The sequence below is a fragment of the Peribacillus frigoritolerans genome (assembly GCF_030676415.1).
Classification (GTDB): domain Bacteria; phylum Bacillota; class Bacilli; order Bacillales; family DSM-1321; genus Peribacillus; species Peribacillus frigoritolerans_A.
On the sequence record NZ_JAUUTW010000032.1, the window covers coordinates 21,675 to 41,356 of the forward strand.

The 19,682-nt window shown below is 33.8% G+C and carries 18 protein-coding genes and 4 pseudogenes; 8 read left to right on the forward strand and 14 right to left on the reverse strand.

The annotated features are described in order from the left end of the window. Positions 1–1,024: 1,024 nt before the first annotated feature. The gene (locus Q8G36_RS22995) at positions 1,025–1,402 is read right to left on the reverse strand and encodes an enoyl-CoA hydratase (protein WP_305162121.1); all 378 of its coding nucleotides are present in this window, start codon (positions 1,400–1,402) and stop codon (positions 1,025–1,027) included. A gap of 232 nt (positions 1,403–1,634) precedes the next feature. Then, positions 1,635–2,237, reverse strand: a pseudogene (locus Q8G36_RS23000) (helix-turn-helix domain-containing protein); the annotation flags it as partial. Positions 2,238–2,635: 398 nt separating this feature from the next. Here Q8G36_RS23000 and Q8G36_RS23005 point away from each other — a divergent pair. Beyond that, on the forward strand, positions 2,636–3,088 hold the full coding sequence (locus tag Q8G36_RS23005; RefSeq protein WP_305162122.1) for a hypothetical protein: 453 nt from the start codon (positions 2,636–2,638) through the stop codon (positions 3,086–3,088). Between the two features lie 420 nt (positions 3,089–3,508). Here Q8G36_RS23005 and Q8G36_RS23010 read toward each other — a convergent pair whose 3' ends face one another. From Q8G36_RS23010 to Q8G36_RS23025, 4 genes and pseudogenes are all read right to left on the reverse strand, one after another. After that, positions 3,509–3,685, reverse strand: coding sequence for a hypothetical protein (locus Q8G36_RS23010; protein WP_305162123.1), 177 nt, complete (start codon positions 3,683–3,685; stop codon positions 3,509–3,511). Positions 3,686–4,063: 378 nt separating this feature from the next. Then, entirely contained in the window at positions 4,064–4,378 is a 315-nt protein-coding gene (locus tag Q8G36_RS23015) for an MTH1187 family thiamine-binding protein (protein WP_305162124.1), read from the reverse strand. Positions 4,379–4,801: 423 nt separating this feature from the next. Next, positions 4,802–5,968, reverse strand: a pseudogene (locus Q8G36_RS23020) (MFS transporter). 361 nt (positions 5,969–6,329) lie between these two features. Then, complete coding sequence (locus Q8G36_RS23025; RefSeq protein WP_305162125.1) at positions 6,330–7,706, reverse strand: PLP-dependent aminotransferase family protein; 1,377 nt, start codon at positions 7,704–7,706, stop codon at positions 6,330–6,332. A gap of 161 nt (positions 7,707–7,867) precedes the next feature. On the opposite strand from Q8G36_RS23025, the gene Q8G36_RS23030 reads away from it, so the two are divergent. Both Q8G36_RS23030 and Q8G36_RS23035 read left to right on the forward strand, forming a co-directional pair. Continuing rightward, complete coding sequence (locus tag Q8G36_RS23030) at positions 7,868–8,770, forward strand: DMT family transporter (RefSeq protein WP_305162126.1); 903 nt, start codon at positions 7,868–7,870, stop codon at positions 8,768–8,770. A 230-nt stretch (positions 8,771–9,000) separates the two neighbouring features. After that, positions 9,001–9,539 (forward strand): annotated as a pseudogene (locus Q8G36_RS23035) (FMN-binding negative transcriptional regulator). A 51-nt stretch (positions 9,540–9,590) separates the two neighbouring features. Here the strand turns inward: Q8G36_RS23035 and Q8G36_RS23040 are convergent. The 3 genes from Q8G36_RS23040 to Q8G36_RS23050 all read right to left on the reverse strand — a co-directional run bounded on the left by Q8G36_RS23040 (position 9,591) and on the right by Q8G36_RS23050 (position 11,533). Next, positions 9,591–9,917, reverse strand: a complete 327-nt coding sequence (locus Q8G36_RS23040; RefSeq protein WP_305162127.1) for a YetF domain-containing protein — start codon at positions 9,915–9,917, stop codon at positions 9,591–9,593. Positions 9,918–10,190: 273 nt separating this feature from the next. Continuing rightward, entirely contained in the window at positions 10,191–11,132 is a 942-nt protein-coding gene (corA, locus tag Q8G36_RS23045) for a magnesium/cobalt transporter CorA (protein ID WP_305162128.1), read from the reverse strand. 23 nt (positions 11,133–11,155) lie between these two features. Further along, positions 11,156–11,533, reverse strand: a complete 378-nt coding sequence (locus Q8G36_RS23050) for a YolD-like family protein (protein WP_305162129.1) — start codon at positions 11,531–11,533, stop codon at positions 11,156–11,158. A gap of 734 nt (positions 11,534–12,267) precedes the next feature. Between Q8G36_RS23050 and Q8G36_RS23055 the strand changes: the two genes are divergently transcribed. From Q8G36_RS23055 to Q8G36_RS23065, 3 genes and pseudogenes are all read left to right on the forward strand, one after another. Then, positions 12,268–12,654 carry a transcriptional repressor gene (locus Q8G36_RS23055; RefSeq protein ID WP_305162130.1) on the forward strand — a complete coding sequence of 129 codons (387 nt, stop codon included), beginning with the start codon at positions 12,268–12,270 and terminating at the stop codon, positions 12,652–12,654. Between the two features lie 810 nt (positions 12,655–13,464). After that, positions 13,465–14,031: pseudogene (locus Q8G36_RS23060) on the forward strand (cupin domain-containing protein); the annotation flags it as partial. Between the two features lie 18 nt (positions 14,032–14,049). Further along, positions 14,050–14,379, forward strand: coding sequence for a DUF5661 family protein (locus tag Q8G36_RS23065; protein WP_305162150.1), 330 nt, complete (start codon positions 14,050–14,052; stop codon positions 14,377–14,379). A gap of 635 nt (positions 14,380–15,014) precedes the next feature. Here the strand turns inward: Q8G36_RS23065 and Q8G36_RS23070 are convergent. The 5 genes from Q8G36_RS23070 to Q8G36_RS23090 all read right to left on the reverse strand — a co-directional run bounded on the left by Q8G36_RS23070 (position 15,015) and on the right by Q8G36_RS23090 (position 18,786). Continuing rightward, positions 15,015–15,857, reverse strand: coding sequence for a carbonic anhydrase (locus Q8G36_RS23070; protein WP_305162131.1), 843 nt, complete (start codon positions 15,855–15,857; stop codon positions 15,015–15,017). A gap of 492 nt (positions 15,858–16,349) precedes the next feature. Then, positions 16,350–16,817, reverse strand: coding sequence for a hypothetical protein (locus tag Q8G36_RS23075; RefSeq protein ID WP_305162132.1), 468 nt, complete (start codon positions 16,815–16,817; stop codon positions 16,350–16,352). A gap of 243 nt (positions 16,818–17,060) precedes the next feature. Then, positions 17,061–17,237 carry a hypothetical protein gene (locus Q8G36_RS23080; RefSeq protein WP_305162133.1) on the reverse strand — a complete coding sequence of 59 codons (177 nt, stop codon included), beginning with the start codon at positions 17,235–17,237 and terminating at the stop codon, positions 17,061–17,063. Positions 17,238–18,286: 1,049 nt separating this feature from the next. Further along, positions 18,287–18,436 carry a hypothetical protein gene (locus Q8G36_RS23085; protein WP_305162134.1) on the reverse strand — a complete coding sequence of 50 codons (150 nt, stop codon included), beginning with the start codon at positions 18,434–18,436 and terminating at the stop codon, positions 18,287–18,289. Between the two features lie 89 nt (positions 18,437–18,525). Further along, positions 18,526–18,786: a hypothetical protein gene (locus Q8G36_RS23090; protein ID WP_305162135.1), complete on the reverse strand. Its 261-nt coding sequence runs from the start codon at positions 18,784–18,786 to the stop codon at positions 18,526–18,528. A gap of 14 nt (positions 18,787–18,800) precedes the next feature. On the opposite strand from Q8G36_RS23090, the gene Q8G36_RS29060 reads away from it, so the two are divergent. Together Q8G36_RS29060 and Q8G36_RS29065 are read left to right on the forward strand one after the other, a co-directional pair. Then, the gene (locus Q8G36_RS29060) at positions 18,801–18,914 is read left to right on the forward strand and encodes an Arm DNA-binding domain-containing protein (RefSeq protein WP_336622986.1); all 114 of its coding nucleotides are present in this window, start codon (positions 18,801–18,803) and stop codon (positions 18,912–18,914) included. Then, positions 18,883–19,485, forward strand: coding sequence for a tyrosine-type recombinase/integrase (locus Q8G36_RS29065; RefSeq protein ID WP_336622984.1), 603 nt, complete (start codon positions 18,883–18,885; stop codon positions 19,483–19,485). Before Q8G36_RS29060 ends, Q8G36_RS29065 begins: the two co-directional genes overlap by 32 nt. Positions 19,486–19,682: the final 197 nt, after the last annotated feature.

The following is a 19,682-nucleotide window of genomic DNA, read 5'->3' on the forward strand; positions in this document are numbered from 1 at the left end:
TTATTAGATCTAGGATTAAAAACCTTTTAATTGTTGAGCCTTTTATTATATAAATAACAATTTGGTCGTTTTTTTTCCTGCTCAGCATTGTCACACCCTTATCTTTTTCTAAATGTTATGACAAAGAGGGGTTGGCTTATTCTTCTGCATCATGTCTTTCGTATTTAATAATACTGCTTTTTGTTAGTATCGGACATGACAAGCTTCTAAAAAACATATCTTTTTTGCTGCAATTTTGTCATCTCCCAAATATGACGGGCACCAATCACAATTGTCAAAAGACCGGTATCTGCCAATATGGAAGCCTTTAAAATTTCACCTTGTCTAAAAATCCTTTACGAACGAATGAATGGGTTTTCCAGATGTAACCCTCTTCTTCTTGGTCCGGAATTACGCTCCATTGACCATTCAGGCCTTTCGCTATAATTCTACTGAATAAATATGAGAAACCTAGCTTACAACCAGGACATCCCATACTATTTATGAATTCCTTCGTTCCTTTAGCTTCTCGATCACAAGACATGCAATGGTAATCAGCATCCTTCAACCTTGGAATATGAATACACTGCTATGCTCACCTGGTGCTATTATCAAACTTTTTGATACCCAATATATCCAGCACCTTTAGCTATATTCTTCATACTTGGAGCTCCGAAGTTATCATTGTTGTTGAACCTACGAAATGACTAATAAAGCTAAACCATTTAATTCTATTCATATTTGCAAAGAAGCTAATAAGGACCGGGAGCTTCTCCTTAATAAGTGCATATTTGCAACAGGAAATTAGCTGAATAATCTAAAAAATACAACTATATCACCATGTGGATTTACCCTTATGTTTTACTTTTATATGTAGCGAATTTGTATAAACCTTATTCGCACACCGACAATGACAATAGCCCCCATATATCCCCAGTGTAGTTATACGTATCAGTACCCCATGCTGCTGTGATGTAGGTGTTTCTATAAAAAGCAGTTCAAAAACAATAATTCCAATAACAAATAAACCAGTGAAGTATATAGTTTATAATATAACTCCTGCAAAACTTCCTCTTAATACTTGTTTCTCATTCTGATTAGCGCAAAGGAATGATGCCAAAATAGCTTTTCTACCATTATCTTTCTTTTCAAACTTCTCGATCGTTACTTCACATATTATTTTATCTCCCGTAAAAACTGGTTTTAAAAACTCAAAATTCATAGTACGTGCCAGTACATTGTTTTCTCCACCAACTTTTGTTGGTAAAGTAGCGGTCAACAACCCTTGAATAACAACTCTCCCCTGTTCATCAGGAGTAGTATGGTGATTCCCCTCATCCCAGGATATTTTTGTGAACAATTCAACATCTTCTTTTGTGAAAGTCCGTTCAAATGTAATAATATCCCCTACTTTTAAAGACAACTTTATTCCCCCTTACATTTTTATCTTAATCCATTCATGTTGACTATTTCATTGCCTGTTAATATGAGTTTTCTTGCCTATCATACAAATACCAACAAGGTTTAATTCAGTTTTATTCCCCGTGAATTTTGCACGATTGTCCTCATTAGTGTGAAGTTTTTTCGGTATGGCTAGCCCTCTTAACGTCTTTTGTACCGCCGTTTTATTCATTATTAATGCAGAAACATTTAGTTTAGTTGTACCATGTTAAGAGATCCTGTCTGAGTATACCCCTCTTCAATTTTAAATGTGACATATATTCAAATGCTGTTATTCCATATACGCTTTTAAAGTGTTTATTTAAATGGGCTAAATCAACAAAACCACATTCTGCTACTGCTGAATAAACATCTCCAATTTTTCATTAACTGCTTTGCACGTTCTATCTTGCAGTTAAGAAAGTATTGGTATGGTGAAGTTCCAGTATGAGCCTTGAAAATTTAGATAAATTAAGCTCTTTACATATCTCGTCAAGTTTAAGTACATTGCCTAAATTGGTATGAAACCTATCCTTTGCTTTTCTAATTGGCGCGTTATCTTTCTTACAGTCTCTAGAAAGATTAGTATAAATAAGGCTATCTATGAGGGATAAGAATAATTCACTGCACAAAGCCTCATCTTTTTCGTTTAATATTGCATTAGAGAGACTTAATATTCTTTGTTCAAGTCTATAATCATACACAATAGGGGTTGAAAAACGTACTATATCCTTTTTCTCAATGACCTCTAAAGGCAATTATGGCTCAATATATAGCATAACATAATAAATGCGTGCCTCATTATTTGCCATTCCGTTTTTTGGCTTAATGATTCCACTGTTTTTACGTAACAGCTTATGGACCATACTTTTAACTATCATTGGCTCTATTTAAATTGTCTTATTTACCCCTTATCATTCACTTGAGGAAACTGATATTATCGATGTGATGATTAATGCTATAGTCGAAATTGTCATGAACATTATGTTTATCATTACTTTAAGAAGATATATTATTAAAAAGCACTCATTAGGTGCTTTTAACTTTTTCTCACATCCTCTTAATAGCTACATTCACAGCTTTTCAGACATCACGATTCATTTCTATTAATTAAAAGAGTATCAAAAATAAAAATTTTTGCCTCTTATCAGGTTCTTAGTACTAATCTCTCTTTCTCCTAATAAACTTTATAAACTAACTGTTTAGGAGGGGTGCAATGTTTAATCAAAATCTGGATAGTAATCGTCCACTTATTTATAAAAAAAATGAGGTCACTTACCAAAAGTACCATCTATATAAGAAACCATATGAGCGGGAAGTATTCGTCATAAAAGATTATGGTGATGACCGCGGTGATCCCCATAAAAGTATTGCGTTATTCGAAGCAGTTAAAGATCATTTTGACCGTTTTAAAATTGCAAAAATTGTTAAAGAAATTAATAAAGATAATATTTTGCTCGATAGCGATCTCATCCTTATAGACAAAAAAGGAAATGAGCTACACCTATCTGGTTGTAGTTGCGGGTTTGCTGGAACTGGTTCACATGGGACAGTCGAAGTTTTGAATAAGGCTGGATTCGAGATAGATAGAAGGTTTGTGTTTTGTTCAAAAGGATTCACTCTTTTTCATCCAAATGAAGAAAAAGAACTTTATGGTGAACGTTTATAAGGTATCTATATCTTGCTTGTAGCCTCATATGTAATTATCACTACCTATTCTCATACTCTGCAGTTCTGCAAGGTAAATCATAAAGATGTCTATTGCTCACGGGTCAAAGGTACTCGACAATAAAGTGTAGTTGGTATATGGATGATGCTCATTTGTTCCTATCATTATACAATAAATAAAATAAGCCTTGGTAACTGGAAAGTCAGTAATACCAAGGCTTTAAGGCTATTAATACATTGAGATTACTCCAAAAACTTTGTTAATTTTCCTCTGACCAGTTTATAGTGAATTTTAGATGTTTATTTCCTGCAAATACAATATTAATATTATATCCTGGATAAAAAATCAAGTGATTATTCTCATTAAATTCTAAAGCAAGATGGTTAACATCATCATCTTTACTATATTAAAGTTGTCTTGTTAACCTATTTCCCAAGATAAGAAATAAGCTGCCTGATTTATTCGCCTTTTTTCAAGAGCTACTGCCAAAGCAAAGTATATATAAGGATAATTTAATATTATAAACTCTAATATACCCATTTTTCCAAAAAACAACATATCTGGAGCGTGCCCATCTAAATAATATCCTTTCCCCACCATATACAATCCAACAAGAAGATATGATATTCATTCAACACGTCATAAGAAAAGTCCATGCGGCTCAAAGATTCGCTGCATGGACTGGTTTGTTTCTATAATTGCTCCCTATAAAATAACGAGAAAGTTTGCACGTAAATACGGAATCAAAACAAAATCCATAAAAGTTTGGTGCTATCGGAGATATTCCCCCATCGCCCCACTCGGCATCAATTCCATCCGGTCGAATTCCATGTCTCTAATGAATTCCCATGATTCCCCAGTCAAAAATTCAGCTCTCTCATAATGGACTATCTATTCTATGAAGTATTATCTTAATCTAATGCTTAGTTCTCCTGTTCTTTTATACATGCGAGACCGTATCACTTACAAAACCTGTTATTCCTCAAGCATGCCTTCCACTCGCTTTACTTTGTCTTCCATCCTGCGTTCTTTATCACGACGGTCATCGATTCGGATATTCGTACAAACTCTAGCAAGACCTTTTTCAAAAGGTACTTCGTGCATCGCTTGGATCACTTCAAACAATTTAGGCAGGTCGCCTTCAATGATTGTATTCATTGGAGTCAGTTGAAAACGAATTTCTCCCTTATTTTCATATTGCTTTAATACTCTTTGAATATCTGCTACATAGCTGCTGACACTTGGAGTTTGTGTACCAACAGGAATAACCGTTACATCAACTATTGCCATTCTTATTCACCAATCCTTTTTATGTATTTCAATCAAGAAGCTACTGACATCTCCCCTATATAGACGGATGTTTTTACTATTATAACTCAAACTTCGCACCTATGAAATTAGATATAGGCTTTGGAGCTAGTTACCTCTTTAAACCAAAGTTTGAGATTCGTAAATCAAGGCACTTCCACTGGTAAGAAAATTACTGTAAATCGGTGAAATAAAAAATGAATCGTTGATTTTTGACACTTGTCCTGCTAACTAGGTCATTAGCCGCTTTTTTAAACATCCCGTATATGCGTACGAGTTGAACTAGATGTATTCCAGTTTTAGTCGTATTGGTATAAAGATCTGTTTTTTTGAATAGCCTTCGTAAAAGCCAAATTATAATCCAGCAAACAAATCCACCTCTATTAACATAGAGGTGGATTTGTTTTAGATCAATTTCTTTTCATTTATATAATCCTTATAGACTAAAACAGCAACACCAATAAAACTTAGACTAACAAACCTGAAGATCATCTCTAAACTGAGCCATTCAGCTAAAATACCTAAAACAAATGCGCTAACTCCAACACCAACGTCAAAACTGGAAAAAAAGGTTGCGTTGGCTGCTCCTCTTTTTTCTTCACTTACCTTTTGAACAGTCCATGTATGTAAACATGGCATAACCGTTCCATAACCTGCCCCAAATAAAACCGCCGCAATGATAAGTTGAAGATCATTTGTCGCATAAGACAGTATAACAAGTGAAAAAAATCCTAACATAGCTGACATGATGATAATAGACCAAGGTCCTTTTTTATCATACCATTTTCCGGTAAACGGACGTAGTAAAGTTGCGACAGTTGCATTGATAAGGAAGAATAGAAAAATATGATCTACTCCCTTTTGTTTTCCAAAAAGAACTAAAAATGTAATAATCGCACCAAAACCAAGTGTTGTAATAACCGTCAGTAACGCTGGGAACCATACGTCTTTTTCAAAAATCATATCCAAAAATCGAAATGGTTTCTTCTTACACTTTACAATAGTAGGTGAATCTAGAAATTGAAGCGCAATTACTGCCAATAGGCTCAGTACTACTGATGACCATATTAAAATATCGAAGGAAAAAGAGTCATAGATAAGGATACCTATACTTGTGCAATGATAGCCCCGACCGTTGTGGATATAGAAAAATACCCCATTCCTTCTCCTAAGCGTGTCTTAGGAATTAAATCCACTACTATTGTACTATTAGCTGTGGTTGATACCCCCCACGCTGCACCATGGAAAAGTCGTAACAGTCGTAACAATAGAAGAAGCCATATAATATTAAGAAACGGATACAGTATTGTAATAATCATTAAAGCTGCACTTGCATAAATGGCTAGACTTTTCCTTTGGTTATCAATTAAATAGTAACCTGCAAAAGGTCTGATTAGAACAGCACCTATCGTAAATAATGATGTTACTAGACCAACTTGAATATGAAGATGCATTCATGCTTAACAAATAGGCAGGCAAAATAGGAAGCAACATTTCAAACCCAATAAAAACTAAAAAGTTGCTTAAAAATAAAAAAAGAAATGAATTATTAAAGATTCTTTGATTTTTCATATAATTATTCCTCGCTTCCAAATTATTTTTCTAAGTTAGAAGCGTTTGGAACACTGAAACGTTTTTCAATTGTCTAAGGTTTTTTAGTCAATAGACTCACCCTCTCTAAACCCCTTAAAAATTTATCAAATAATCATTTCAGAACCTACCCTTATAAACAAGTTAAACGAAGTGTATCTGACCATTCTAATGACATCGTGATACATGCTTATCTCAGTAAGAGAGTTAAAGAGTTAAAAAAGGAAAATAAGGAATTAAGGGACAAGTTAAAATTATTTATGGAAATACATATAATTATTCTAAAGAACGATTGTGGTTAAATTTCATTGAAGTACGTTGGACGGGAAAAACCCGACACATTCTAAATGAGTAAAAAGTTATTTGGAGTAATATGATTTTTTCTACTGTCAATTAAAGCAATACAGTGAGCCAATCGTTCTACCCCTAGTTTAATTTGACTCTCGTTCACTTGAGAGATGCATAATCGAACGAGATTTTCCTTTTTATATTCTGCTAAAAACATTCTAGAGGCATCATCAACATATATATGCTGCTCGGTTAGCATATGAACCACCTGTTTTGCTTTCACATTCTCGGGCAAACTGATGGATAGATAGAATCCGGAAGTCGGTTTAGAAAAAGAAGTATTAGCCGGCAGCAATAATTCACATGCTTCTTGAAGGATTTGCATTTTATTACGATATACCTCTTTAACTTTTTTGAGATGGCTATTGAACATACCGCTTTTTAAGTAGATTTCCAGCGCGCCCTGAGAAAGTGCTGAACTATTAAAATCCGAACTAAATTTATATCGTAAAAAATTGTTAATCATTAATGCAGGAAGAACGACAGCACCAATCCTTAACCCTGGGAGAAAAATTTTCGAAAGGCTTTTAATATAGATCACTCGCCCAGAAGGATCAAAAGAAAATAAAGGATCTGATTTTGGATTTGGATCAAGGTCTCCTAATATATCATCCTCCACTATATATACATCGTATTTTTCAGCTAACTCAACGATTTTTTTCTTTTCGCTATTCGTGTAACAATGTCCAAGTGGATTGTGAAATCTCGGGATAATATAGAAAAATTTTATATCATTATTTCGAAAAATGTATTCCAGACGATCAAGATCAATCCCTTCCATTGATAACTCAATTCCAAAAGTAGTGGCTTGATGCAGATTGATCGACTCAATGAATCCGAAATAAGTAGGCTGTTCAATTAGAATATTGTTTTTTCCATTTGGAAATGGCATGGAAACTAATAAATTAAGGGCTTGCTGCGAGCCAGATACAACGGCTATTCTTTCAGGTTGAGTGAAAACCTGTAAATTTTGCAAATATTTCACCAACTGCACTCGTAGTGAGTAAAGCCCTTGTTGATCAGAGTATGTAAAAAGCTCTTCTTTATAATGGTCAATTGCTTGATTCATACAATGTTGAAATTCCACATAAGGCATAACATTTTTATCTGGACCGGCAGACAAAAAATCAATCACTTCATTTTCTTCCGCCGCTTTTTGATATTCATTCACAACATAGTAGCCGCTTTTAGGAACAGAGTAAATTAAATGCTCTTTTTCAAGTTCTACGTATGCTTTAATTACCGTATTTTTGCTACATGAAAAATACTCAGATAACTGACGAACAGAAGGAAGTTTACTGCCTGCAATTAGCGAACCACCTTCTAGCCGAAGCTTAATGTCTTCCATTATCTTTATATATTTTGAGTTCATAAACTGATCCCCCTTCAACTGTACCAGGACAGATAGGTAAAAAAATGGTTTATTTTTATTGTATGTACTCATAGTATGTTAATTATATCAAAACTGTTTTTAAGATAAGTAAAAAAATGGTGCAGATGTGGTACAAAGTATAAAGATTGGGGTTGGAAAAGATGCAGGGAGAAACAAGAGAAAAATTCGGATTATTTTTGGGATTAGTGGGTGTCATTTGTTTTAGCTTAACACTCCCTTCTACAAGTATTGCCGTAGAATATTTCGGGACTACAATCGTTGGTTTAGGAAGAACAGTTGTAGCCGCTATTTTAGTAGCCGTGGTATTGATTATTCGAAAAGAAAAACTGCCTTCTCTTCGGCAATTCAAACGTCTACTTATTGTTGCTTTTGGTGCAGTTTTAGGATTTCCTCTCCTCACTTCTTGGGCAATGGAATCCTTGCCTGTTTCTCATGGAGCTGTGGAATTAGCCCTGTTACCGTTAGCAACAGCCGGATTTGCTCTATTTAGGGCAGGTGAAATCCCATCTCTCAAATTCTGGATTTCAAGTATAATCAGCTCTTTAGCGGTAATTATGTATGCACTTCATCTTGGATTCGGCCAATTGCAATTTGCTGATTTAGCTTTACTGGCAGCAGTGATCATACTGGGGCTTAGTTACGCAGATGGGGGGGAATTAGCGAAAGAATTAGGTAGCTGGCAAGTGATTGCATGGGCAATTATGATCGGTGCTCCATTTTTCATTATTCCAGTCGGGCTAAACCTTACAACTGAAATGCTTCATGCCCCTTTACAAGCATGGATTAGTTTTATTTATCTCGCAGTTGTTAGTCAATTTCTAGCATATGTTGCTTGGTATAGCGGAATGGCTCTTGGCGGGATAGCAAGAGTTAGTCAGATTCAATATTTACAACCATTTTTGATGATTCTATTTGCAACAGTATTTCTAGATGAATCCATCACAATGTTCACACTAGTAATAGCAGTGATTGTTGTCTTTTCAGTTATATTAGGCAAAAATGCTCCCGTATCAAAAAACGGAGCTGTATCAGGGAAAAACTAACTGCATGTTCAATTGAGATTTCTGTTTAATTAAATAAGAAAATGAAATGAATCCTATGGCATATAACTTATAGAACGACCCAATTGGATTAGATGAAGAAGTTGCCATGAATATAGACTTATCTTATAGAGAAATTATTAATTTAATGCTAAGAAAAGTTTCTGAGAGGAGAAAAAATGTAGATCCCTGCACATTTTAACATTACAGACGAAACACCTGCCTTGGATATAATGAAGGAACATAGTTTTGCGACTCTTTTTTCTCAACATGATGGAATGCCCTACGCGACTCATTTACCGTTAATATTGAACGAGGATAACTCATGCTTATATGGACATTTCGCCCGTCCTAATCCTCAGTGAAAAGACATCAAAAATCAAACCGTTTTGCTGTTTTTCATGGCCCGCATTGTTATAACTCTCCCTCTTGGTATGAGACGAATAAAGCAGTACCAACATGGATTTATATGACCGTTCATGTTTACGGAGAAGTCGAACTGCAAGAGGATGAACATGAGTTAATGAACTCCCTACATGATATAGTATCGAAGGACGAATCTCCTGACAGTTCATACAGTTTGTAAGATGTAGATGCTGAGTTTCTCGCTGGTATGAACAAAGGAGTTCAAGGATTCAAAATAAAAATCAACAAAATAGAAAGGAAAGCAAAGATAAGTCAAAATCATCCATTGAAAAGACAAGAATTAATCGTTAATCAACTGGAACAAATATCAAATACAGATGAGCAACAGATTTCATTATTAATGTAAACAAACCTAGAAAAATAACGGTAAATGGTACTGCACTAACGGGAGTGTTGATCAAATAAGGATTAACGCTCTTTCTCTCATTGAGTGGTGTATTGAAATTGTATTTACTAATTCTATATTCACCTTAGAATCTTCTGACTTAAAATTTTCATCCTTTACTTCATCGTATACTTTTTTAAATAACGGTGGTGTTTCAGCTTTCTCAAATGCACCAGTGTTTTCAAAGAGGATTAAAATTATATATATATCTTCTTTAGTTGCAGGAACTTTTCCAGGCTTAAGAGTAGTCGAAATTTGACCATTTGGTTGCAATATTGCTAATTCTACATCCTTTATAATACCGATGTTTTTGTAGACGGAGTGAAATTTCCAACTCATCAGTTGTTAATCAAGCCTTTTTCCATTCATCTAATCATCACACCATCTTTAATCAAAACAGATGATACTCCTATAAACATATCTTTAGACTGTGACAATGGCAACTCTAGTCTCAGGTCCCCATTTTATAAGACTTTTCTTTTCCTTGTCGGAAGCATAAGTATTAATCAATATCTGCAAACATGGCTAAATCCTCTTTATTACCAATCATCAAGTAGCATATCTCCTTTGTGGATAACATAATCAGGAGATGGAGAGCTCTTCTTTTTTGAATCATTTAAACCATCCCATACGCCCTAACCAGAATAACATCCCGAATCCTACTATAGCCATAACTCCTAGTACCCCAAAATACCCTCCATGCCAAGTTAGTTCGGGCATATATTCAAAATTCATCCCATAAATGCTAGCAATAAATGTTAAGGGGATGAAAATGGAGGTCATTACGGTTAGTGTCTTCATTATATTGTTCGTCCGGTTTGCATTTATAGAAATATAATTATCACGTATATCTGCTGTCATTTCTCTATTAGATTCAATCATTTCAGAAAGCCTGAGCAAATGGTCGGAAATATCCATGAAGTAGACCCTTTCTTCTTTTGGAACTAAAACCCTCTCCGAATTTAAAATTCTATACATTAATTCTCTCATAGGAAATATAGTCCGTCTTAACTTCAGCAACTGGCTTCGGATTTCATAAACATTACCAATTAAATCTCGATTTCCTTTTTTCAATTCAATTTCATTCAATTCGTCCTCAATTTGATACATACTAGGGAAATACCCATCAACAATTTTATCCATGATTAAGTAAAAAATGTACATTAACCCTTTACTTATTGACTGTTTGTCATCCATTACCCTTTGACGAACTAATCCTATTTCGTTTGAAGGCAATAAGTGAAAAGTTACAATAAAATTATGTCCGACAAATATATCCACTTCTTCAGGTGCAAGGGATGATTGGTTTAAAGTGTGCAGAACAAAAAAATCATACCCATCATAATAGTCGAGTTTTGGCCGCTGTAAGGAATGTAAACAATCTTCAATAGCTAATGGATGAAAGTTAAAATGAGTTTTTAACAGCGATGTTTCTTCTTCAGTAGGTGCATCAAAATCCACCCAATACCATTTAATATTCGAATCAGTCAAATGTTCTAATGGTATATCTTCTATTAATTTCAAATCGGATGTTACTGCAAAAGTACGAATCATTTGTACACTTCCTTGAGGAATTATTATAATTTAATGTTCTTCTTTAAAGGGGTTACTTGATCCTCAACGATCACACCAGTAATCTCATCAAACTGAATATACTCTAAGGAACTATCTTTCTTCTGAATACGTAACTCTTTTGTGACTGGATGTATGTATACACAATACCCAGACAAATCATGTGGATTTCCCTCGTTATGCAATCTAAATCTTATCGGTAAATGATATTCCAATGCATAATGAATGTTGTTATCTAACTCTTCAACCTGGTATTCATCTAGTACAGGTTTTTTATTTAGAAAATTATCTCCCTCACCCAATCTTTCATTTAAAGCTTTATGCTCAGGTAACATCAATGTTGCTTGCCATTTCATGATTCCCCTATCACAAATTATGCCCATCAGAAAGATCCCTCCTTTCCATTCACCATATACGAACAAACGTTCTTGTAAAAGGCAGAAAAAAATTCCTTCTCCAATTTAGGGGAAAGGGAAGCATAGAGTCTACTTTGAGTGACAACTATAATTTTTATTGTCTCCCAATCAAATACATTATATTCCCATATAAGCAAAAAACTCGAAAAGAAAAACATGGAGAAGTTTGAAGAATACACCAAGGGAATAATAGATTAAATTTTTTTGCTAACTTTGGTGGGCAAATGGTGGGCAAATATCTATTTCATTTATTTTACTAAGATTTGCCCACCAAATAAAAAACCCCTGACACCAGAGGTGCCAAGGGGTTGAGATATTAATACATCGACATATATTGTTCGCGTTCCCATGTGTGAATTGTGTACGGAACATGTACTAACCGTTAATTTAATGTCATTCTTTCTTAAAAACACCTATTTATAAGGGTTCACTTGTATTTATCTATCAAAATAAATCATAATAACTCAAGCATTATCGGGCATTTATCGGGTGATTTTCGGGCAGTATTTTAGTGTACTATTCATCTTTTTAATAAACAAAATAAAAGAGCACAGCGTGTTTAAGTCGTGTTGGTAGCACTTCTTAAACCGTCCGCCTACTCACGATAGGCAAACACTTGCTGTACCTTATCCACATTTTACAATCTGTGCTGGGTTGGTGAACGTTGCTTTTTTGTTTCCAAAAAGGAGACAGCATTTAGTATGAAGAAACGTATAGACGTAATAGCCAATGAAGAATCATATAACAACCTTTCCACTTTCACAGATATTGAAGAATTAAATATAACGGTACGAGTCTATAGAGACACTATTCGTATGTCTATTAAGCGTACAGATGTACAAGCCAGACTAATCGCATTATTAGAAGTTCTAAAACGTCACATCTACAAGCAAATCGGTGTGAGCTATATGTGTAAGAATACAATTGCAGATAAGCTTGAAGTCTCTTATAAAACTGTTCAACGTGTAATGAAGAAACTTGAAGACCTCGGCATGATACGTCAAAGTACCCATGAAGAGAAAAAAAGATATGATGCAAACAGCCAATGCCATCATTATTCAACCTGTGAAAGAAGAAATGTCCGGTAAGCCCCCTGTGAAAGAGTCCAAGAAGTGTCCGGCCATTAAAACAACTACTTCTTTCTTAAAACAAAATATTAAAAACAATAAACGTAAAGCCGTTGCTCAATTCCTTCATGTAGATAATTCTCAAGAAAACTCTTTAAAAAAGCAAATTTCGTAGCCCATTGGGTTCCTGATGTATTCAGTAACCTAGTAGATTCATTCTACGAAAAGGCTGAAACTATACAGGAATTCTGGAAGGTTATTAAACAATGTAATAGAGTGGTTGATTATTCTACTAACAAACGAGCATTCACAGGTAAACAGGAAATAGAAATCGGAATCAAGGTATTTAAGGAATTTGTTATGAAGGTTAAGGGTGGAATTAACATGCATAAAGGACCCTTTGCTTATTTCAATGGGATTGTGAACAAGCTTATGAATAATATTTACTTTGATGCAGATTTTATGGACAACCTTAATTAATCTCAGAAAAGGTTTTTACCCGCCCAGAATATTTTATTCCTTTAGCCCTTAAAGTATAAGGTTCATTACACAAAAGAGTATGTTCCATAAGAGAATTTTTTATTCCTCCTTTAGTTGATCCGATCAATTCTCTTCCAAATTTTATCTATTAAAGGTTTTTGCTAATTTTCTTATAGAACTAAAGGAGCAGGATAGTTGCAGAAGGGAATTTCCTTATTCGAATTGTTCCCTTAGATTGAGCAAATGTTAACGGCTAATCAATTTCTTTAATTGGGTAACTCTGAGTATTAGTACATTTCCTTAACATAGTGAATAGGATAATTTAAAAAATCTTTGAAGGCGTTGAGAAAAATGTATGATGCTCCTATTTCGTATCCCCACCAATATCAATATCCAAATCCTTATTATTTTAATGTTCCAATAAATAACAATGTAATACAGCCCCAATACTGGACTACACAAGATGTTGCTAACCGATTTGATTTTTTTCAATCATCAATTGGAAGGAATGAAATCGGACTAAAAGATTATGGACAGAAACCATTTGTAATCAATATTAATGAAGCTACAAAACAAAACAATAACTACCGTACCGCATTATGGACAGGAAATCATTTTCAAGTTACATTGATGAGTCTTAAAGCTGGGGAAGATATCGGTTTAGAAATTCACCCTAACGTTGACCAATTTTTACGCATTGAACAAGGTCAAGGGATTGTTCAAATGGGCAAGAGAAAAGATAATTTAAACTTTGTACGAAATGTTTATGATGATTCTGCCATTATGATACCTGCTGGAACATGGCATAATGTAACCAATACAGGTAATATCCCGTTGAAAATTTATTCTATATACGCACCTCCACAACATCCATTTGGCACGGTTCATGTAACTAAAGCGGATGCTTTGGTTGCAGAACACCGTTCTGACTGCGATATGCATTATTCTCCAACAAAGTATCCAAATAGGATTCAAACAAATAATTTCAACATCGTAAAAACAAGATTTTCTAAAGAGGAAGCAGCAGCGATAGCTTTACTTTTAGGCATTGATTTTAATAAAAGCAAGTTTGATTTAGATGAGTTTTGGATGGGAGTAAATACCGAGCTTGAACATGGAAACATATCCAGCCAAACAAATGTAACTGGTGATGATCCTATTATAACGGGGAAAATTGCCCTAGCTCATCTTCGTGAGTTTCCTGATTACTACAAAAGACTAAAGGTGCTTGAGGAAGAAGCAAAAGCCTATTGGAACATGGATTAATAAAATGCCTAAATGATTAGAACAACTCATATTTTCAAGCGAGTTTGTGAAATGTTTTACTTAAACTAACGGGTGCTATAGTTCAAGAAGCGCAAGGCTCTATAGCATTTATAGTATTGTCGATTTACCACGCTTTTGTTGAACAAGAAGTAAAAGGGTGATACATATTATATATGACTAATATGTATCGCCCTATATTTTTTATGTATTTTTATGATTTAGGTCTTGATAAGCGTAATAGACCAGACCTTGTATAATTTCTAAACTTCACCTTGCATTTTATCTTCGAATCTAAACAAATGAACTTCTTGTTTTCTTCAACAATTAAATCATGACTATAGAATTGTTTCCTTGCTGCAGGAGTGACAAACTCCATTATGCCAGCTGGTTTTTTTCGGTTATTTTCTTCAATCCCTAGAAGCAAACCAAATTCATCTTTTCGCAATCCGGTTAGTACTGCATCGGTTTATTGATAATTGATTTGTTAAACCTTTTGTGATATTACAGGTCGACACTGCATATTTCCTCTTTAAGAGACTTTTTTATATCCTTAAGTATTTCTCGCATTCTCTTATTTCGGTTCAATTGCTGTTTCTTTTTCGGTGTAAAAAACAGTAAATGACATCTTTATTTATCTAGTTCCTAATCATTTCTCGTTCTTTTAAAGATTGAACAGGACGATTGTTGTCAGGGGAAATTTCCTGGAATGCTTGAATTTGTGTTTTTGACATTTCAATTGGCTGCTCAAAGATTACCCATTTTACTTCTTCCGTACATGGAGGGGTCGTTAACGAACCGATATAATGGAAAGTCGTTTGATCTTGAGGTAGTAAAGCTTGTAAATCAATCGGTTCTTTTACGGTAATTTCTTTTTCTGTTTCTTCCTTCGGTAATACATCCCAAACAGATTCCAGTTTTTCATTTTCTTTTCTTTCTTGAATCATCACTCCAAGGACGGCAAGCTTTCCATTCGCGTCTTTATGTACGAGGTGCAGTTCCATATCATAATTTTGGCCATTAAATTGATGTTCACTTGGAGTATGGAAATGAAATTGAGCGAGCTTGTACTCAATTCCTTCAACGACAATGCTGTTGCTTTCTATTGTGGCATTAGCCTGCACTGTATGACCGTTGTTTACGAGTGAAAAAGTTGTTGGCTCATATTTGATTTGAATGCCTTCTAATTTTTTATCCGCTTTTACTTGGGAGAATTCAATATTAATTGGTGATTGTTCACTTCCATTGGCACAGGCTGAGTTTGCAGAGTCTAGTTCTCCCCAGTGTTCAGGTCCCGTGTCCCCCTCATAAGACCAATTAGAAGTGTGTGTACTATGAGCCTCTTTTGCTTCACTTTCTTTCTTACCAGTGGTTTGTTCCTCTTCTTTTTGTGCAGTTGTTTCCTTAGTTTTATACGAGCAAGCTTCTAATAAACAGACTAAAGATACAACTAAAAATGGATAAGCAAGATTCTTTTTCATGCTTGATTTAACGCTCCTTTTACCAGATTTTAATAATCTATACAATAATATACTAAAAATAAAAAAATGGTAAACGTTATTTTCTAAAAAATGTTCACAGACCATGTTTTGATAAAAGTAGACCAAACCCTTACCTATCTGTATTAAGATCGGAGTTGTTTTTAAGGCAGCTTTTTCTTTATGCAACTATCGGGGCAGTTAGTTGAAGAAGGATTATAATGATATATTACTAAAATGGAGGAGATTATTGAACCAAACTAGAAAAGAGTAGACAACCAAGCATTTGTTGAAAAAGGTTTGATGAGGAAATTAAGTTATATTATTGAAAAATCGTTCTTAGTTTGCTATAAAACAAAAAAGCTAACAAGGATGTTAGCTAAAATCTGCTACTTGTTAGATTGAAAAAAGAACAGTTTAATTTATTCTTCACTCGCACTTGTTACAAGTTATCCGTTGTCTTTCTTACTATCTTTAGATTTTTTTTTGAATATCTTATGTTCTTTTTAGGTCTTGTATTTCTTTTCTTAATTCTGAAATTTCAAATTCGATATTCACAAGTATTATAGATAAAGAAGCCAGTATTATATTTTCTTGTTTAATGTCTGAAACTTCATTATCGATTTTCTCCAATTTTTGAGATAAACCTGTATTTTCTTGTTGCATTGCTGAAATTACATTATCGATTTTCTCTAATTTTTGATATAACGAAACCAGCTCTGTATTTTCTTGTTTTTCAGGAACTTTCGTTACAGGTGCCGTAGAGCTTTGTTTGTTTTTACTAATCCCCGTAACAGTATTCATAAGCGTATCATTTTTTAGAAGAGTTGTGGCCAGCTGCATAATAGAATTTAAATCCATAGAATTTTCATTTTTTAATGAATTGCTGGTAAGATTAATAGTATCCTTATCTATATTATTATTCGAATTCTTTACATTATTTTCATTAATTTGTTCATCCATAATTTAATCGCCTTTCTTTTAAATGTAAATTCTAAAATTTTCTAACAATATATGTCGTTAAGCCTAAAATGTTGTGTGTTAATATCTTCATTGAAGGGATATTTTTCCTTCCAGAACTAAACAATTATTATTCGTTTTTATAGAAAAAAAACCTGGGAGAGCATTTTTTTATGATCTCCCAGTGTTCTCCTCATCCATTAGAAACTCCTAAAAAGATAAGCGTAAGTTTTTGCGGCCATATTACTAAGGGCAATCAGCTGTAGCAATAGCGTCTCTAGCGGCTATAATTGGTGCAGGATCGAAGCCAAATAGTTGAGCAACAATGATAGCAAGAGTTAAAAGAAGGAACAAAACTAGTCTCCCTAATTCACAAAGAAGATTTTCAAGAATACCACCATCTTGTAAAATAGAAATTGCCATTTATCTTTCCCCCTTTCTAATTAAGATTTTCTATAAGGGGCCCCTTATTCTACATACTATGTAATAAAAACGGACAAGCTTAAACTTATATCACCATAATAAAAAAAAGGCTGCATTTTTTTATTAAACAAAATTAAAATGATTTACAATATTGACATTGCCCGAGGTTATGCCTTGAGAATTATTGGTGAAGCACAAGGATGTCTTTCAGGCAGCATATTCTAATTGTCCAAAGGATAGCGATTGCTGAATGAAGTAGTCGTTTTTTTACTAACGGGGCTATTGCTGCACACAATTGGATTCAGCAAATTAAAATTAACTTTGCAGCAAGTGAAGATTTTCGTATAGATCAGGTGATTTATAACGAGGATATTGATATTACGGAGTTAGTTGAGAAAGTTAGAACTTTAAGCTGATTTGCTTTTTTTCAACATAATAAATATCCAAATTGCTCTAAGGAGAATATATGAATCTTATTAAAAAGATACCTAAAGGTCTATTCAATATATTAAAATCGTACTTAATTCTATTTATTTATACTTGTTTATTATATTTTAGAAAGGTATTTAGGCTAAGTAAAAGATTCATAAAAAGAATAAAGGAAACGTGGTATATAGGGGCTGTTTTACTAATACTAATAACTTTACTGAATTATATAGGGGAATCTTTCAACATCGCTGAATATACAGCAAAATATTCCAGGGCTAGTAAATACTATTTTGACTATTTATTTAATAGATTTCTTAAGGATTGAATATGAAAGGAAAAGAGATGTCAACAGGCATTATCTTTTCAATCTTGAACTGAATCGGTTGTCACAAGAAATTAAATTTGCTCTCAGTATTTTTTTTGAAACTACGAACTATAAAGTAGATGAAGAAGAACTTTTAGATATAGTAAACAGGAAAGGTTTTTGGGAAGAAGAGCTTTATAGATTTGGACATTTCTCATTGGTTGAAAAAGATAAACCAATTAATAGAAATGATTTTTTATATAAAATCTTAAAAATATTAGCAATTAAAAATAAACATTTTTTTTCAAGTTATACATCATTTTGTTCTTATTATCGCTGATTCTGTAGCATCATTCTTAGCGTCCTTATCCCTATTCCTGCTAAAGGTGAAAAAACCAATCACAAGTCCGGTGACCGTGCACAAAAGCCCGATGACTGTAGTTAAAACCCCAATTATAATTTCCAAGGATACCCCTCCTTGATTTCTACTTATACATAATAAAAAGCCGCCCTTATGGGACGACTTGAATTTTATTTCTAAGAAAAAAAGCCTATTTAGGCTTCCAATAGCGCAACCCGTTCTTCTAATGCAGCGAGACGGCTTGTTAATGATTCAGTTAATGCTGCAAAATCGGTTAATTGCTGCTGTTGTGTCAATACTGTTTCTGATAATCTTTGTATCTCGGATGCCTGTGTGTTTTTCACTTCATTTATTTGCTGGATAGCTCGCCATGAAACAGTAGTCATTGCATACTGATCAATTCCATCACCATTTATAACTTGTTCGGGAGTCCTCCATTTTTCGCCTATAACCAAACCATATTTCCGCAATAACAAGAAAAACTAAAGAAAAATCAAAAAAAGGATTTGATAGTAAAAAAGAAGCCCAACTAGCAGCTGAAGAAATGGAAGGTGATTCGCGAATGCTACGAAATAACACCTGAATCATTAAAGACGTATTTGAATGCGTGGCTAAATGAATATAAACGTGGTACAGTAGCCAAAAATACATTTGAATTACACAAGCGTAACATTAAAAAACATATTTTTCCATATTTCAAAAATATATTACTTAAAAATGTAAAGCCCATAATGTATCAAAAATTTATTAATGAGCTAACTGAAAAGAAATATAGTAGAAGAACAATAGAGATCATACATGGTACAAAGTACAATGCATTAGAAAAGGCCTTAATATTAGGGAAAATTAAAATGAAGCCTTGCTCTGGAGTTACGATTAAAGGTGAACATAAAAACAGTGAACTAAAGTTTATCGATTCGGAATATATTTCTAGCTTTTTAAAAGCAGCCTATGAATATGGATATATTTATTGGATATTTTATAAAGTCCTTATTGAAACCGGTTTACGTAAAGGTGAAGCAGCTGCCTTACAATGGAAAGACATTGACCTAAAAGAAAAAACAATTAATATCAATAAATCGCTTGATTTTCAAGAAGCTAGGATCAAAGTAAAATCTTTGGTGATGTTAAAACTTATCATTCAAAACGTGTAATCACAATTAGTCAGTCCCTTACAAATGATTTACTTTTTCACAAGAAGTATCAAAACCAAAACAAATTGGCATTACAAGAAGATTACTACCATGACCTTAATTTAGTACTTTGCAGAAATGATGGAAACTACATGCCAAAATCAAGCCTTTTTAATTCATTTGCTCGTATCTTAAAAAAAGCAGAGCTTCCCTCTTTG